Source organism: Rothia sp. HMSC071C12 (assembly GCF_001813895.1).
Classification (GTDB): Bacteria; Actinomycetota; Actinomycetes; order Actinomycetales; family Micrococcaceae; genus Rothia; species Rothia mucilaginosa.
Map to the genome: position 1 here is coordinate 367,711 of NZ_KV814378.1, position 16,507 is coordinate 384,217.

The 16,507-nt window shown below is 57.1% G+C and carries 13 protein-coding genes, 1 rRNA gene and 1 pseudogene; all 15 read right to left on the reverse strand.

Going from position 1 to position 16,507, the window contains the following annotated elements; all coding sequences use genetic code 11:
- Nucleotides 1-44 precede the first annotated feature (44 nt).
- A complete protein-coding gene (gene scpB, locus HMPREF2942_RS09300) occupies nt 45-1,082 on the reverse strand; it encodes an SMC-Scp complex subunit ScpB (RefSeq protein WP_083313481.1) in 1,038 nt (345 codons plus the stop codon).
- The gene (locus HMPREF2942_RS09175; protein ID WP_070688926.1) at nt 1,075-2,082 is read right to left on the reverse strand and encodes a segregation and condensation protein A; all 1,008 of its coding nucleotides are present in this window, start codon (nt 2,080-2,082) and stop codon (nt 1,075-1,077) included. Before HMPREF2942_RS09175 ends, scpB begins: the two co-directional genes overlap by 8 nt.
- Before the next feature lie 191 nt (nt 2,083-2,273).
- On the reverse strand, nt 2,274-3,134 hold the full coding sequence (locus tag HMPREF2942_RS09180) for a ParA family protein (protein ID WP_005506637.1): 861 nt from the start codon (nt 3,132-3,134) through the stop codon (nt 2,274-2,276).
- 94 nt (nt 3,135-3,228) lie between these two features.
- Entirely contained in the window at nt 3,229-4,563 is a 1,335-nt protein-coding gene (locus HMPREF2942_RS09185) for a tyrosine recombinase (protein WP_070688927.1), read from the reverse strand.
- 94 nt (nt 4,564-4,657) lie between these two features.
- Entirely contained in the window at nt 4,658-5,332 is a 675-nt protein-coding gene (locus tag HMPREF2942_RS09190) for an NUDIX domain-containing protein (protein ID WP_070642020.1), read from the reverse strand.
- Between the two features lie 145 nt (nt 5,333-5,477).
- Nucleotides 5,478-7,172 (reverse strand): CTP synthase, encoded by a 1,695-nt coding sequence (locus HMPREF2942_RS09195; protein ID WP_070667205.1) that lies wholly within the window; start codon nt 7,170-7,172, stop codon nt 5,478-5,480.
- 341 nt (nt 7,173-7,513) lie between these two features.
- Nucleotides 7,514-9,232 carry a DNA repair protein RecN gene (gene recN / locus HMPREF2942_RS09200; protein ID WP_070667203.1) on the reverse strand — a complete coding sequence of 573 codons (1,719 nt, stop codon included), beginning with the start codon at nt 9,230-9,232 and terminating at the stop codon, nt 7,514-7,516.
- A 19-nt stretch (nt 9,233-9,251) separates the two neighbouring features.
- On the reverse strand, nt 9,252-10,259 hold the full coding sequence (locus HMPREF2942_RS09205) for an NAD kinase (RefSeq protein ID WP_102034204.1): 1,008 nt from the start codon (nt 10,257-10,259) through the stop codon (nt 9,252-9,254).
- Nucleotides 10,260-10,557: 298 nt separating this feature from the next.
- Nucleotides 10,558-12,198, reverse strand: coding sequence for a mercury(II) reductase (gene merA / locus HMPREF2942_RS09305; RefSeq protein ID WP_080977162.1), 1,641 nt, complete (start codon nt 12,196-12,198; stop codon nt 10,558-10,560).
- A 35-nt stretch (nt 12,199-12,233) separates the two neighbouring features.
- Nucleotides 12,234-12,554, reverse strand: a pseudogene (gene merR / locus HMPREF2942_RS09310) (Hg(II)-responsive transcriptional regulator); the annotation flags it as partial.
- Nucleotides 12,555-12,771: 217 nt separating this feature from the next.
- Entirely contained in the window at nt 12,772-13,500 is a 729-nt protein-coding gene (locus HMPREF2942_RS09210) for a TlyA family RNA methyltransferase (protein ID WP_070642033.1), read from the reverse strand.
- A 107-nt stretch (nt 13,501-13,607) separates the two neighbouring features.
- Entirely contained in the window at nt 13,608-13,775 is a 168-nt protein-coding gene (locus HMPREF2942_RS09215) for a hypothetical protein (protein WP_005506658.1), read from the reverse strand.
- On the reverse strand, nt 13,768-14,805 hold the full coding sequence (locus HMPREF2942_RS09220; protein WP_070688928.1) for an HAD-IIA family hydrolase: 1,038 nt from the start codon (nt 14,803-14,805) through the stop codon (nt 13,768-13,770). The genes HMPREF2942_RS09215 and HMPREF2942_RS09220 overlap by 8 nt, the downstream gene beginning before the upstream one ends.
- Before the next feature lie 188 nt (nt 14,806-14,993).
- The gene (locus tag HMPREF2942_RS09225; protein ID WP_070642039.1) at nt 14,994-16,094 is read right to left on the reverse strand and encodes a tetratricopeptide repeat protein; all 1,101 of its coding nucleotides are present in this window, start codon (nt 16,092-16,094) and stop codon (nt 14,994-14,996) included.
- A gap of 254 nt (nt 16,095-16,348) precedes the next feature.
- Nucleotides 16,349-16,465, reverse strand: a 5S ribosomal RNA gene (gene rrf, locus HMPREF2942_RS09230).
- Between the last annotated feature and the right edge of the window lie 42 nt (nt 16,466-16,507).

Genomic DNA, 16,507 nt, shown 5'->3' on the forward strand with positions numbered 1-16,507 from the left:
TCAGGCTTTTCCAGAACGTTCGTTCGTCTTATTGATTCGTTGTCTTAGTCGTTGCCCTCGGCAAGCACTGCGGCTTCCGTGTCATCGGGCAGGAAGGGCGCGAGCGCCGGTAGCTCCTCCAGGGAGTTCAACCCGAGCTTCGCCAGCAGCAGCTCCGTGGTTTCGTAGAGGGTCGCGCCACTTCCGGCTTCTCGACCCGCCTCACGAATCAGCTGCCGTTGGAGCAGCTGACGGATTGCCGCGTCCGCGTTCACGCCTCGAATGGAGGCTACCCTCGCCCTGGTCACCGGCTGCCGGTAAGCAATCACGGCGAGCGTCTCGTAGGCGGGTTTGCTGAGGGTCGCGCTCTTGGAGCGGGTCACGAAGCGTGCCACCCAGGGGGCGAAGTCGTCGCGGGCGTAGAGCTTCCAGCCTCCTGCGATGTTCCGTAGCTGGAATCCGCGCGGTTCGGGCGCCACCCGGTTTTCGTCTTCTCCGTAGCCGCTTTCTTCGCCGTTGTACTCGCGGTACAGCTGGTCGAGCGAGTGCTCAACAGCTCGTTCACTGACGATGAGCGCGGCGGAGAGTTCACGCACGCTCACGGGCGCTTCGGCAACGGCTAGGATTGCTTCGATGGCGCTTTTGACGCCGCCGGGGATTGCCTCGACCTTGGAGAATTCGGCTTCGGCATCGACCGCCACACTGGGTGCGGTGGAGGGGCCTCCCGCCGGAATCTTTGCCGATTTCGCTACCGGTTTCGTTACCGATTCCTTCGACTCGCGGGATGCAGTTTCCTGCGATTCCCCAGAGCTGTCGGAAATGTCGGAACCATCGGAGTCCTCTACCGGTTCAGTGGCTTCAGCCTCCTCAGCTTCTTCGGTAACCTCAGCGTCTTCGGTCACCTCATCCAGAGGAGCTGCCGCTACCTCGTACTCAGCCGGCTCAGCGTCCGCCTCAGCAGGCTTTGAGATTTCCGCCTCTACCGGCACCGAGTCTGTCTGTTCCGAATCCTCGTCTGCGTTCGGATCCCAGTAGCCCATGTTCACGATGGCAAGGTCGTCGGGGGTGAATTCACGGTCAAAGCGTGAGCCGTGATTACTCATAATCCTCCTTTACCGGTTCCGTGTTAGCTTCAGATTCGTTCGCTTCGGATGACTCAAGTGCTTCACTGATTTCGTGCGCATCCTGAGTGCCTGCGGTGTCTGCAGTTTCTTCGCGGATCACGAACTGTGCGGCGCTCGCGCTCGCACGTACCCGAATGGCTCCGAGTGGTGCGTCCTGTTCCACGTGCAGGGCGCCTTCTTTGTAGAGCTCGAGCAGGGCGAGAAAACGAACCACCGCGATTTCTAGTTCGCCGGATCCTTGAACCAGTTCGGCGAAGCTCAGTTCCCGCGCCGCGGTATCGAGCAGGCTGTGCAGAATGTAGTGTTCTTCAGCCGCGATGGTGGTGAGCGGAACGTGCAGGTGCTCGTTGAGTTCTTCAACGATTTCTTCGGGTTCCGGTTCGGGTTCTTTGGGGGTTCGGCTCAGTGCTGCTGCGGCGATGCGGGCGAACTCTTCAGCGCCTCCGGTGAAAACCAGCTCGGGAAGCGCCTGGGCGAATCGTTCTTCGAGGGCTACCGCACGGGGAAAACGCTGTGATTCTTGCGCCCAGCGTTCAGCAAAAATATCGGCAACTTCACGGTACGCGCGGTATTGCAGCAGACGGGCGAAGAGCAGGTCGCGTGCCTCCAGCAGTGCAACGTCCTCTTCGAGGGGTTCACGATGCTGCGGGAGCAGGCGTGCGGTTTTGAGTTCCAGCAGGGTTGCGGCGGTGACCAGAAATTCGCTGGCTTCGTCGAGTGCACGTTCGGTGCCTTCAGCGTAGAGGGCGTGCAGGTATGCGAGGAACTCGTCGGTGACCTCTGCGAGCGCCACCTCGGTAATGTCGAGTTTGCGGCGCGAAATCAGGGTCAGTAGAAGATCAAAGGGACCCTCAAAATTACTGAGGGTGAGGGTGAAACCGCGTTCCGGGTTCTGCAGGCCGCGACCCTCAGTCCGGGCATTCGCGGCGGTGTCTGCGTTCGGTGTCGGTACCCTCACGGCAGCGACGTTCGTGGTCATAAACGACCTATTCTCCTTAGGTTTATTCTCCCCGGCTGTGTTGGTGCCGTCTCAGATGCGGCTTTCACTTCGCCTATTTTTCGGCGTAAGCAACGTGCGGGGTCTTTAGAATCCACACAATTATACGCCCTCTGCCGGTGTGACTCAAGGGTGATAGTCACCTCAGCAGAGGGCGTATAGGTGTGGGGGCTTTAGCGTGCGCCGCCCTTGTAGATCAGTTCGCGCGCCACCTGGCGGTATGCTTCCGCACCGGGGTGGCTGGAGGCGTAGCTGAGAATCGGCTCAGCGGACACCGACGCGTCCGGGAACTTCACGGTGCGCTTGATGACGGTGTCGAAGACCTTGTCGCCGAATGCGTCCACGATGCGTGCCAGAACTTCCTTGGAGTGGATGGTGCGCGCGTCGAACATGGTGGCGAGTACGCCGGAGATTTCGAGGTCGGGGTTCAGGCGGTCCTGAACCTTCTCGATGGAGTCGACCAGCAGTGCGACGGCGCGCAGCGCGAAGAACTCACAAATCAGCGGAATAATGACACCTTCGGAGGCGGTCAGTGCGTTGACGGTCAGCAGGCCCAGGGAGGGCTGGCAGTCGATGAGGATGACGTCGTATTCGTCGCGGACCTTGCGCAGTGCCGAGGCGAGAACCTGCTCGCGAGCCACTTCGTTGACCAGCTGAACTTCAGCTGCGGAGAGGTCAATGTTGGCGGGCAGCAGGTCGATGTTCTCCACGCCGGTGGGCAGGATGACGTCCTTAATGTCGACCTTGCGGTCCATCATGACGTTGTAGACGGTCAGGTCCAGTTCGTGCGGGTTCGCACCGAAACCGGCGGAGAGAGCACCCTGCGGGTCGAAGTCGACCAACAGCACCTTACGGCCGCATTCTGCCAGTGCCGCGCCCAGGTTAATGGTGGAGGTGGTCTTACCCACGCCGCCCTTCTGATTCACCATAGAGATAATGCGGGCGGGACCGTGGCTGCTCAGCGGAGCCGGGTCGGGGTATACGCGCAGGGGTCGACCGGTGGGGCCGAGTTCTTGAGCCTGAGCTTCAGTCAATGGTTCACCTTCATCAATGAATTCGAAGTTTTAAAGTTTAAGCGTTGTCTATAAGGTTACCTCAAGAGCGGCTGTTCCGCGGATTGACGGGGTTTTATCCCCGTTCGTGAGCACGCGGATGCGCCATGCGGTACACCTCCATGAGCCCCTCGGGCGTGACCTTGGTGTACACCTGAGTGGTGGCAATGGAGGCGTGCCCGAGCAGTTCTTGCACCACGCGAATATCGGCACCGCCCTGCAGCAGGTGCGTTGCGAAGCTATGGCGCATGGAGTGCGGCGAGAAGTCAGAGCTGAGCCCGGCGGCTTCGGCGGCTTCTTTGAGGATAAGCCAGGCGCCTTGGCGTCCGAGTCTGCCGCCTCGTCCGTTGACGAAGAGCGCGGCGGTGCCTTTACCGTGCGCTACGAGGGAGGGGCGGGCACGCACCAGGTAGTCTTGGATTGCTTTTTGGGCGTAGCTTCCGATGGGTACGAGCCGTTCTTTGTTTCCCTTACCGAAGAGTCGAACGTAGCCGGGCAAAGTGATCTGGTTGCCGTCTTCATCGGTGAGGGTTCCTTCGAAGTGCACGTCGTCAATATCGGCGTTGAGCATTTCGCTCACGCGCGCGCCGGTGGCGTAGAGGAATTCGAGGATGGCTCGATTGCGTAGCCCGGTGGCGGTTTCGCGGTCGGGTACGGCGAGTAGCCGCTGGATGTCTTCTACGCTGACTGCTTTGGGTAGGCGTTTAACGTTCTTTGGCGGGGTGACCGGTGCCGCCGGGTCGGTGGGCACGATGAGCGCGGAGACCCAGAAGGCGTGTGCTCCGCGGACTGCCGCCATGGTGCGGGCGATGGAGTTCGGGCCCAGCGGCAGGGGCAGGTTCGGTGCCCCTTCAGCGGTTGGCGTTTCTTTTTCTGGCGCCCCAGCTTTCTCCGGTTGCCCGGTATGACCTTTCCCAGCACGACCTTTTCCAGCGCGCCCGTTTCCAGTCCCTCGCCCCGATTCGGAGGCGATCATCAGTGCCAGCGATTCTGCGGCTTCTTCCTGCGCTTCCTGAGATTCCTGCGCGTTCTGGTTGTTCTTCTCCCCCGCGTCGAATCCGGCAAGGGGCACGGTGGGGGCGGCGAGTTCCCGCATAAAGGAACGCACCTGCGCGGTGGTGATGCGTTCGGGGTCGATGACGCCGAGGGTCGCCATGTAGGTGCTGTATCGTCGCAAATCGCGCGCGTAGGAGGCAATGGTGTGTTCGCTGCTTCCTCGTTCCACGCGCAGGTGGATGAGGTACTGGTCAACGGCTTTCTGGAGCGGGGTCTGTGCCTCCTGGTGGGAAGCACCCAGGCTAGAAGAATCCAGAGCAGAAGAACCCAGCGCGGAGGAACCGGCAGAAGAGGGCACGCCGAGCAGACCCGCGCCGCGGGATGTCTTGCTCACCGTGCTTTTAGCCTGCTTCACGCTATCTCCTCTGCCGGTTCTGTTGATATTTGGGCCTCTTGACGTTTGGGTTTGCCGTAGGCGAGGCTACTCCCCCGCCCCCCCTGTTCCGTTCTTAGTGGTTGCGGAAGTTCTCCGGCTTTTCGCGGCGCTGTCCCATGTAGGGGTGGAACTCCCAGCCACCCTCGGCGGGGCGCAGGCCTTCAAAGTTGTTCTGCGCAGCCGCGTAGGTGGCGAGTACCGCCTGGATAGCGAGCGCGTTATGAACCTTTCCGCCCAGTACCAGCTGTACCGCCTCGGCGAGGGGCACCCAGCGGTAGGTCATTTCAGCTTCTTCTTCGGTACGCTCGCTACGTTCTTCGGCGGGCAGTTCCGAGAGGTTACGCGCCAGGTAGACGCGGCCTGCTTCGCTGGTTGCGCCGGGGCTGCTGAAGTAGTCGGTCAGTGCGTTCCAGGTTTCTGCCTGCAGGTCTGCCTCTTCGGCAAGTTCGCGCTGCGCGGCGACCAGGGGGTCTTCACCGTCGATGTCGAGCAGTCCGGCGGGTACTTCCCAGAGGTTCATGCGCACCGGGTGGCGGTACTGGTTTAGCATCAGCAGTTCGTTGTTGTCGTTGAGGACCGCCACGGCGACGGCGCCGGGCATTTCCACGACGTCGCGGGTCAGCACGGTGTTTTCGTTAAGTTCGTACTCTTCAACGGTCGTTTCGATCACGTAGCCGCTGTACTTCACGGTGCGGGTGCGGATGGTGCGTTCGGAGGGTGCATCAATAATCTGCTGGTTGTTGCTCATTCTTTCATTGTAGGCGGCTTCTTAGCCCCGCTACGTTTGGCGCGTCAGGTACGGGCATAGAATAAGGCATGTTCAGGTTTAAACGAAAGCATCCCCCTCTCCCCTGCGCGGGGTGAGCGGGATGCTGAACGTTTGTGCCTAGATGTTAGGCGCTGCGGCGCTCCAGAGCAGCCTTAATCAGGCCGGAGAAGAGCGGGTGCGGGCGGGTCGGACGCGAGCGGTACTCGGGGTGTGCCTGAGTTGCCACGTAGTAGGGGTGTGCCTCTGCGGGCAGTTCCACGTACTCGACCAGCGAGGAGTCCGGGGAGGTACCGGAGATACGCAGGCCTGCTTCTTCAAGCTGCTCGCGGTACTCGTTGTTCACCTCGTAGCGGTGGCGGTGACGCTCTGCAACCTCGGTTGCGCCGTATGCCTTAGCAACCTGAGAGCCGGGAACAAGGTTTGCCTCGTACAGGCCCAGGCGCATGGTGCCGCCCAGGTCGCCTGCACCTTCGACGAACTGCTTCTGCTCTTCGATGGTTGCGATAACCGGTACGGAGGTTTCCGGATCGAACTCGGTGGAGGATGCTTCGGTCAGACCCAGTACGTTGCGTGCGTACTCGATGACCATGGACTGCAGGCCGAGGCAGATGCCCAGGGTCGGGAGCTTGTGCTCGCGTGCGTACTTGAGGGCACCGATCTTGCCGTCCAGGCCGCGGATGCCGAAGCCGCCGGGCACGAGGATTGCGTCCATGTTGCGCAGCTGGTGGTCTGCATCTTCGTCGGTTGCGCACAGGTCGGCTGCAACCCACTTGATGTTGACCTTCACGTTGTTTGCGAAGCCGCCGGCGCGCAGAGCCTCGGAGACGGACAGGTATGCGTCGGGCAGGTCGATGTACTTACCGACCAGGCCAACGTTGACCTCTGCTGCGGGGCGGTGCACTGCGTCGAGCAGGCGGTCCCACTGGGTGAAGTCCGGTGCGGGAGCCTCAATGCCGAAGTAGTCGAGGATGTAGTCGTCGAGCTTCTGGCTGTGCAGGGTCTTGGGGATGTCGTAGATGCTGGGTGCGTCGGCGCAGGAGATGACTGCGTCGCTGTCCACGTCGCATGCGTTACCAATCTTGGTGCGGTGCGATACGGGGACCTCACGCTCACAGCGCAGGATCAGACCGTCAGGCTGGATGCCCAGGCCGCGCAGTGCTGCGACGGAGTGCTGGGTCGGCTTGGTCTTGAGCTCGCCGGAGGGGCCGATGAAGGGCACCAGGGAGACGTGCAGGAAGAAGACGTTCTTGCGGCCAACATCGCGGCGTACCTGGCGTGCTGCTTCCATGAAGGGCAGGGACTCGATATCGCCGACGGTACCACCGATTTCGGTGATGATGATGTCGGGTGCGTTGTCAATTTCCGCTGCGTGACGCATGCGGGCCTTGATTTCGTCGGTAATGTGAGGGATGACCTGGACGGTATCGCCGAGGTATTCGCCGCGGCGTTCCTTTGCGATGACGGAGGAGTAGACCTGGCCGGTGGTCACGTTAGCGGACTGGTCGAGGTTTTCGTCCAGGAAGCGCTCGTAGTGTCCGATGTCGAGGTCGGTTTCAGCACCGTCGTCGGTGACAAAGACTTCACCGTGCTGGAAGGGGTTCATCGTACCGGGGTCGACGTTCAGGTAGGGGTCGAACTTCTGCATGGTCACAGAGAGGCCACGTGCGCGAAGAAGCTGACCGAGGGAAGAGGCCGACAGGCCCTTACCGAGAGAAGATGCAACGCCGCCGGTTACGAAAATCTGGCGGGTTACCTTGTCGTTAGAGGACGCGTTCAGAGCGTTATTTTTTTCATTCACCACGGAATTTAAGCCTACCATTTTCTTGTCTGCTATCCAAGCAGAGGGTTTTGCCGTGAGAGGATTCTCTCCGGCGGTTTTCCCTCCCCTATTTGTCCTTATCACCACTGTAAACGGAGCTGGAGATTTATTATTCCCGCCGCGCCGTGTAGAAGCAGGTGTAGGAGCATTCACAGAGTATCTCACATCCTCTGAGCTCCATGCGCCGCTATTGGTCACCAGCATGGGCTGTACTGACAACTTTCCGGGGCACACTCGCGCGCTTCAGCCCCCTTTGATGGTCTTTAGTGCGAAAGATGCCATCTTTCGGCGCGTTTGCCAGCACTTTCCCAATGCTTTTCCCGGCAGGTTTGCCGTCAGTTTCAGCGCCCCTGCGGCACTTCTCGACCGGCTGCCAACAGCTCTCGGGCGTGCTCTCGTGCCGATTCTGATTGATCGTGTCCGGAGAGCATTCGCGCCAGTTCCACCACTCGTTCCTCTTCGGAAAGTACCTTGACCTTTGAGAGGGACGCGTCATCATTTTTCAGCACGAGGATGTGCTGGTCCGCGAAGGCGGCAACCTGCGGCAGGTGGGTGACCACCAGAACCTGCACGTGTCGAGCGAGCATAGCGAGGCGGCGACCGATTTCGATAGCGGCCTTACCGCCCACGCCGGAGTCCACCTCGTCGAAGATGAAGGTGGGTACGGGGTCCACTTCGGCAAGCACTACCTCCAGAGCGAGCATCACGCGGGAGAGCTCACCGCCGGAGGCGCCCTTACCGAGCGGGCGCGGCACGGCGGTTCGGTGCGGCGCCAGCATGAAGGTCACGGTGTCTCGGCCGTGTACCGAGAACTTTTCAGCTTCGGCAACCTCCACGACCAGGGAGGCGTTCGGCATGGCAAGAGCAGTGAGCTCTTCGCTGACGGCATCCGCCAGTTTCTGCGCGGCAGCACGGCGCAGGGCGGTCAGCTCTTCTGCCTGGGCGCCAAGCACCTTGCGTAGCTGTACCAGCTCGGTTTCGAGGGTTTCCTGTCGCTGCGGATCATCCACCAGGGTCTCGAGGCGTGCGCGGGATTCTTCGGCCCATTCGAGAACCTCGGCAATATCGGCACCGTACTTGCGGGTGAGAGTCGCCAGCTGGGCGCGGCGAGTCTGCACCTGCGCCAGACGTTCGGGGCCTTCAACATCCAGGGAGGCCATGTAGGAGGACAGATCCGAGGAGATATCGGTGGCAAGAATCAACAGTTCGTTGACGCGCGCGGCGAGAGAAGCAAGCTCTTCGTCAGCGTCTGCCTGCGCCTGTAGCGCGGAGCGGCTTGCATCGAGCAGGCTCATGACGCTCTGCTCGTCGCCTGTGGAGTATTCGCTACCGCTGAGCGCTGCGGAGGCGGTTGCCGAGGCAATGCGTAGCGCTTCAACGTTCATGAGCTTCACCATTTCGGATTTGAGCTCTTCTTCTTCCCCGGCCTGAGGGTTGACGGCGCTGATTTCTTCGAGGGCGCCCTGCAGGGTCTGCGCTTCGAGGGCTCGTGCGCGCGAGTTTTCGCGTACTTCCTTCAGCTCTGCGGCGGCGGCGCGGTATCGCTCGTAGTTTTCGCGATACTTCTCCAGCAGGTTGGAGAGCTCTTCGCCGGCGTACAGGTCGAGGGACTGGCGCTGCTCTGCCGCTGATTTGAGGCGCAGCTGATCGGACTGGCCGTGGACTGCAACAAGAGTCTGACCAATCTGAGACAGGGTTCCGATGGGTGCAGAGCAACCGCCGACGTGGGCGCGGGAGCGTCCCGAGGCGTTGACGGTGCGTGCCAGAAGCAGCTCGGAGGTCTGTTCGTCGATGTCTTCGGCGGTGCCGCCGGCTTCTTCGGCAAGCTCGAGGGCGCGGTGCCCGTGGGGCAGGCGAATCACGGCTTCGGCGAGGGCGCTCTTGGCACCGTTGCGCACGCTGGAGGCGTCGGATCGGGCGCCCAGGAGCATGCCGAGGGCGGTGACGACCATGGTTTTACCTGCGCCGGTTTCACCGGTCAGCACGGAGAATCCGGGTTCGAGGGGGAGCCTCGCATCGGTGATGACGCCGAGGTCTCGAATATGGATTTCCTCAATCACGAACGTTCATTCCTTTTCTTTAGTGCTTCTCGGTGTCCTGCGGGCCACGCCAGCCACGGATCGGAAGCTCAAATTTACGCACCAGTCGCTCTGAGAAGGGAGCCGGGTGGATACGGGCGAGCAGCACCGACTTTTCGGAGCGTCTCACCTCAATACGGGAGCCGGGGTCCAGCTCTACGGTTCGGCGGCCATCGCACCAGAGCACGCCGGAAGCGCCGTTTCCGGGCATCATTTCTACCGCCAGAGTGGAGGTCGGCGCTGCTACCAGCGGGCGTGCGAAGAGCGCGTGAGCCGAGAGGGGCACCATGAGAATTGCTTCAACTTCGGGCCAGACGACCGGGCCGCCGCCGGAGAAAGCGTAGGCGGTCGAGCCGGTGGGGGTTCCCATGACCACGCCGTCGCATCCGAAGCTGCTGAGCGGGCGGCAGTCCACCTCGATAATGACTTCAATCATTTTTTCGCGGTTGCCCTTTTCGACGCTGGCTTCGTTCAGCGCCCAGTCGCTGTGCACGCGCTTGCCGTCGTTCCAGACTTCCACGTCGATTGCCATGCGTTCTTCAACGGTGTATTCGTTGTTGACGATGCAGCGAACGGTTTCGGTCAGGTCGCTCTCTTCGGATTCGGCGAGGAAGCCGACGTGCCCCAGGTTCACACCGATGAGCGGAACACTGGTTCGGCGCACCATTTCTGCGGCGCGAAGAATCGAACCGTCACCACCGAGCACCACGCCGAGTTCAATATCGATGAGCGCCACGGATTCGTGGACGACCTGCACGGGGACGGGCTCGTCCCAGTTTTCACTCAGGGTCTCCAGATCGGAGCGAGTCATGACGGGTGCGAGTCCCGCTTCGTAGAGCTGGGTGCATGCCTGTCGGGCGGCATCTCGTGCTTCTTTGCGCCCCACGTGGGCGAAGACGAGAATCTTACGGTGACGTTGTTCCACCGAGTCTTCGGAACCATGACGCGCACCTGCGGTAGCTACCTGCGCGGTTGCTTCCTGCGGTGCGTGGCCTTCGTGTTCTGCCATAACGACTCTCTCCCATCGGGTGTTGAGATGGTGTATCTACACCTATCATACCGAATATGTTCTCGAAGATTTTCTAAATAGCTATATTTTTAGAAAATTATTTCGAATAATGTACAGCTGGGGTATCTCTAAAATACCTGTAAAAATACCTGCGAATAGCGCGGCAGCCTGAGAAAGCCCCGCCCTCAACGCGTCCTGCGTTACCGAGCGGTTTCTCTCAGACTGCCTTAGCACTATTTATTTTCGGCACTATATTTACTTTCGACACCGTTGAATAGGGAGTTGTAAAAAAGTTCCCTTAGCCTGCACAACAAGATAATTTCGAAATATCTTTATCGAACGTAAGTGCAACTAATTTTAGCCCTTCAGCCATTGTTAAATATGGTGCTAGGGTTTCTGTTAAATCTTCTATCGTTAAGCCAAATTTAACAGCTAATGATGCTGCATAGATGACATCTCCTGCATTTTCAGATACAATATGAACCCCTAATACTTTTAGTGTTTCTGCATCTGCTACTAGTTTAAATACACCGGTTGTTTCACGGTTTACAATTGCTCTTGGAACAGCATCTAAAGGTAATACAGATGTCTTCACATCATACCCTTTCTCTTTTGCTTGTTCTTCTGTTAAACCAACCGTTGCAACCGTCGGATTCGTAAACGTAACAGCAGGAACTACCGATAAATCTATTTTTTTGTTTAATCCACCAATAGCATTATCAGTAATAATTCCACCTTCATAGGCTGCTACATATACAAATTGTGGTCCTAAAGTCACATCTCCTGCTGCATAAATCTTTTCATTACTTGTTTGACCAAAATCATTGATCAGGATTTCATTATTTTTTCCAGTTTCAACACCTGCTGCACTTAAATTTAAAGAATCCGTATTTGGTTTTCTTCCAGTGGCAACAAGTAACTGATCTGATTCAATGACTTCTCTACTGCCATTTACTGTTACGTAAACCCTTTTTATCTCTCCACTTTGTTCAACACGCTCAAAAGTTGCCCCTTTGACAAGGTTTATACCCTGTTCAATTAACGCTTTTTCAACTGACTCTGAAATCTCAGGATCATACTCCTTTAAAAGTCGCTCACTTCTTTGCATAAGCGTTATTTCTGAACCTAAATGATGAAATAGTTGTCCAAGCTCCATTCCAATGTATCCTGAACCAATTACAGTTAATCGTTTTGGTATTTTCTTTAACTCAAGAAGTGTTGTACTAGTTAAATAGTCCATTTTTTCAAGTCCTGAAATTTGGGGCAACGAAGGCGATGCACCTGTTGCAATTAAAAAGCGTTTTGCAGATAACTTTGTCCCATTGACCTCAACCGTACTAGCATCAACGAATTTTGCTTCACCTTTAATTAAATCAAAATTATATTCATCAATTAAATCCATATATTTTTGATTCCGAAGTTCGCTCACCAATTTATCCTTTTGCGTGATTAAACTAGCTAAATCCACTTCTCCAGCGGATGTTTGTAAACCTATAAACGGATTGTCTTTTGATAAATGATTGATTTCCCCTGCCCTAAGAAGAGTTTTTGACGGAACACAGCCAATATTCACACAGGTTCCCCCAACCGTTCCACGCTCAATCATTCCAACTTTTGCACCGTATTCTATAGCTTTAATTGCCGAAGAAAAGGCAGCAGCACCAGAACCAATAATAAGAAGGTCATAATTGCCTTCATTAATTAACGCCACGTTTTCTAGTGATGATACTTCTTCAATTTCTCCGGCTTGGTAATTTGCTTCATCAATCGCCTTTATTGCACTTTCAACCTCAATATCATCGGGCAGTTCAAATACTGCTTCACCACGACGATAACTAGACTCAATATTTTTAGCACCTATCTTTTCAAGTGCTGATTCTACGTGTTTTTCACAACCCGTACAAGTCATTCCTGAAATGTTTACCTTAAATTTATTCATAAAAAAGCTCCTTTCGTTTGTTAATGTTTCTATTATAACATAGTTTCAATTCGTTTTAAATCCTCTATTTGTTTTTGCACTTCCTTTTGTTTTTTAGAAACAAATTCGAACATATCTTGACAACGAACTTCATCTTTATCTACAACACCAAGTAATTTATAAATCTCGCTTAAAGAGAAACCAAGTTCCTGTATTCGTTTAATAAACCCAACACGCTTAACGTCATCATATGAATATATCCGATAACCAGCTTCCGTTCGGTGAGGTTCTTGTAATAAATTTTTTCGCTCGTAATATCTGATCGTTTCTTTATTAACTCCACATTTATCTGCAAACTCACTAATGCGATAAATCATCTTATTTCACCCCCTGAATATTATAAACCATGTACCATAGTACACGGTCAAGTAAATTGGACTATTTTATTTTTTTCCCAAAGTATCACTCGTATGTGATTGATACTTTTATATAATACTATTGATTATCCTAACATCCCACCAGAAAATCCGATTTAAACACCAGTTGTTTTTAAACTATTAAGAAAGTAATTCCACTATATATTCCGAAGACCCTTTATTTTTTGCACCATAGGAAGTACTCTACGTTGCCGTCCTGTCCGGGGAGCGGGCTGGGTTCCATACCCATCACACGCAATCCGTGGCTGACCGCAGATGCCTGAACTTTTTCTACTGCTTCACGGCGGGCGGATTCTTCGTGCACCACTCCCCCACGTCCGATGCGGTGCTTGCCGACCTCGAACTGCGGCTTGACCATGAGCACCAGGTCGCCGCCGGTTTCGGTGGCGTTCGCTAGCGCCTCCATAACCAGGGTCAGCGAGATGAACGAGAGGTCAGAAACCGTCAGTTCGACCTGCCCACCAATGTCTTCGGGCTTCATGTAGCGAACGTTGAGTCCTTCGTACACGCCGACTCGCGGTTCTTCGCGTAGCGTGTCCACGAGCTGCCCGTGTCCGACGTCAACGGCGGCTACGTGGGCGGCTCCTCGACGAAGCAGCACGTCGGTAAAGCCCCCGGTGGATGCTCCCGCGTCCAGGCAACGCTTGCCTTCTACCTCGATTTCGGGGAACGCGTCGAGGGCACCGGCGAGCTTGTGGCCTGCGCGGCTGACGTATTCGGTCAGCTCGCTCTGGCGCACGTAGAGGGTATCCTCCGGGCCCACGAGCATGGACGCTTTGCGCGCAACCTTGCCGTTGACTTGCACGTCCCTTGCCGCGATGAGTTTTGCGGCGAGGGTTCGGGAACTCACGAATCCGGCTTCGACCAGGTATTTATCGAGGCGCACGGTGTCCTTGTCTTCTTTCTGTCGTCGTCTGGTGATGTCATCGTCTGGTGACGGGTTATCTAGTGTCACCTCAGAGCATTGCTGTTCTGAGGTGACACCGCCGCGAACTAGGAGAGGTTTTCGAGGTCTTTCTCCAGCTGCTCACTCATCGTTTCGAGGCGCTTGACGCGCTCTACGGGATCCATGGCGAGGGTCGCCGCGAGTTGGCGCTCGAATTCTGCATCAAGCTCAGCGGTTTCCTCTGCCGTGCTATTAGTCTCCGGTTCTTTAGGCACCGGGGATCCCCTGGATGTTGGGGCGTGCGCCCTGTTCGGGGTTTGCCGCCCACCATGCCGCGCAGGCTACACGCCATGCTTCGGCTTCGCTCTCGCTGCCCGCAAATGCTTCGGTGTCTTCAACCTCGGGGCCGGTCAGGCTCAGGTTTTCACCGCGAACTCGGGCCTGCCAGGTGGGGCCGGTTGCGGTGACTTCATAGCCTTCGTAGAGCACCTCAATTTCGGGGTAGGGTGCGAAGAAGTCCTCGAGGGTGCGCAGAATATAGGTCGGACGCTGGTTCGGCACGGCCTCGATGACGTCCTGGTAGGTCTGTACGCCGGTGAGGACGAGGGCACCGTCCATCTTTGCGTTGTTGGCGCCGAGAATGTCGGTGTCCAGGCGGTCACCCACAATGACGGGGCGGCTGGAGTTTACTGCCTGCGCTGCGGTGTGGAAGATGGGCGCTTCGGGCTTGCCCGCGACGAGCGGGGTGCGGCGGGTTGCGCTTGCTACGGCTGCTACGAGGGTTCCGTTGCCGGGTGCCTGGCCTCGTTCCTTGGGGATGCTCTGGTCGGTGTTGGTGGCAATCCAGAGGATGTCGGGGTTTGCGAGGGTGTAGGCGGCTTCCGCCAGGTCTTCCCAGCCGATCTTGGGGTCGAAACCCTGGATGACGGCTACGGGGCCTTCTTCTTCCTTGCGTACGGTTTCGAGGCCTACCGCACGAACGCAGTCGGCGAGTGCTTCGGTACCGGTGATGAGTACCTTGGAGCCTGCGGGTACGTGCTGTGCGAGCAGTGCGGCGCCTGCCTGTGCGGAGCTGACGACTCGTTCTGCTCGGGTGTGCACACCCAGTTCTCGCAGGTGCTCTGCTACGGATTCTACGGAGCGCGATGCGTTGTTGGTGACGAAGATGACCGGTACATTGAGTTCTTCTTCGGCACGGTTGAGCGCTTCGGGTGCGCCTTCGATGGCGAAGGGACCCGCGTAGACCACGCCGTCCAGATCGGAGAGGAGGGCATCGTAGCGGGATAGGAGTACGTTCGTGGTCATAGAGTGTTCCTCTCGGGGGCTCTGGCGGTTGTCGCTATTAATCGTACCTGTTAGACACTCTAGCGTTGGTGCCTTCGGGCGATTATATAGAAAACCGCTGGACGCTCTCCCCTGCTTGGGTGTGGCGTCCAGCGGTTTCACGCTGACACTTAGGTCACGTATTTAGAATTCTTAGATTCTCTGCAGTCTTATTCTGCGGAGGTTTCTTCTGCTTCTTCAGTCTTGGGCGCTTCGGTCTTCTCGTCCTCAGCTACTTCCTCTTCTGCGGAAGCTTCCGCGGTCCCTTCAGCGTCTTCTGCGGTTTCAGTGAGTTCTACGGACTTCTCTTCCTGTTCGAAGAGGCCTGCTTCACCGAACATGTCGAAGATTTCGGGTTCTGCGAAGTTGCCCTGGCCCAGTGCTGCTTCTGCCATGAATGCGAGGCGTGCCCAGCGTTCTGCTTCCTGGTTACGGCCTGCGTTAGCCAGCGCGTCGGAGTATGCGCTGAACAGACGGGGGCTGTACTCGAAGGCACGCTTGGGGTTCAGCTGAGGAATCTGCAGCGCTACGACAGCTTCAGACTTCTTGCCCTGATCACTGAGGATGCCGGATTCAACGATGGCGAGCTCTACGCGCACGTTGGCGGGCAGTTCTTCCTTCTTGAATTCTGCAATCATTTCCATTGCCTTGGGCAGACGGCCGAGTGCACGTTCGCAGTCCACCAGCAGTGCCAGGTGGTCTACGGAGCCGCTAATACGGCGGTGGGTGCGCAGTTCGCGCAGTGCCAGTTCGAAGTCTTCTGCAACGTATGCGGCGACGCCGACTGCTTCGCGTACTGCGGCAATACGGCCTGCACTTCGGGATGCAGCAACCGCGTGTTCCAGCGCGAACTCGGGGTCGATGTCGAGGTAGCGACCGGCCATGGCGAGGTGCTTTGCAACGGTTTCAGCGTTGCGGGGCTCCAGGGCACGCAGCTGACGGAAGGTTGCACCGTCCAGCTCGCGACCGGTGATGTCGTCGTCAATTTCCGGTGCCTTGGGCTTTGCAGGGCGGTAGCCTGCGCGGCCACCAATGCTGCGTACTTCTTCGCGGGGTGCTTCTGCCTCGGGGCCGTTGGAGCGAGGTGCCTTGGATCGGGAGTCGGAGCGACGACCGTCGAACTTCTTGCCTCCGCGGTCGTTACGCTTGAAACCGCCCTTGCCGCCAAAGTTCTTGCCGCCCTTCTTGGAGCGGAAGTCCTTTCCTCCGCTGTTCTTGCGGTGCTGGCGGGGGCCGGAGCCGTTAGACTCGTGACGGGGGGTCTCAGACATGAATCTCCTTGGGAGGTATCCGCTCTTGGGCGGGTAGGGTATGCAGTCGATTCGGGCGAACCGCTGCCTGAGGCATCAACTCTATGAGGGGTGCTTAGATGCACCCGCTAATGCCTAAACATAAGCCATACCATTCTAGTATAGAGAACACCTTCCGTGCACCCGTACTGATGGGATGTTAAAGACAAATGGGGAGGCGGTTAGGCCTCCCCAAACAAAAATAGCCCCGGCGAAGCCGGGGCTATTGAATAATAAAGCGGCGATGACCTACTCTCCCACACCCACAAAAGTGCAGTACCATCGGCGCGAAGAGTCTTAGCTTCTGGGTTCGGAATGGAACCAGGCGTTTCCCTCTCGCTATAATCACCGCAAACCTACGGGATTGTTATCCAAAAACCATACAGTGAACGCAA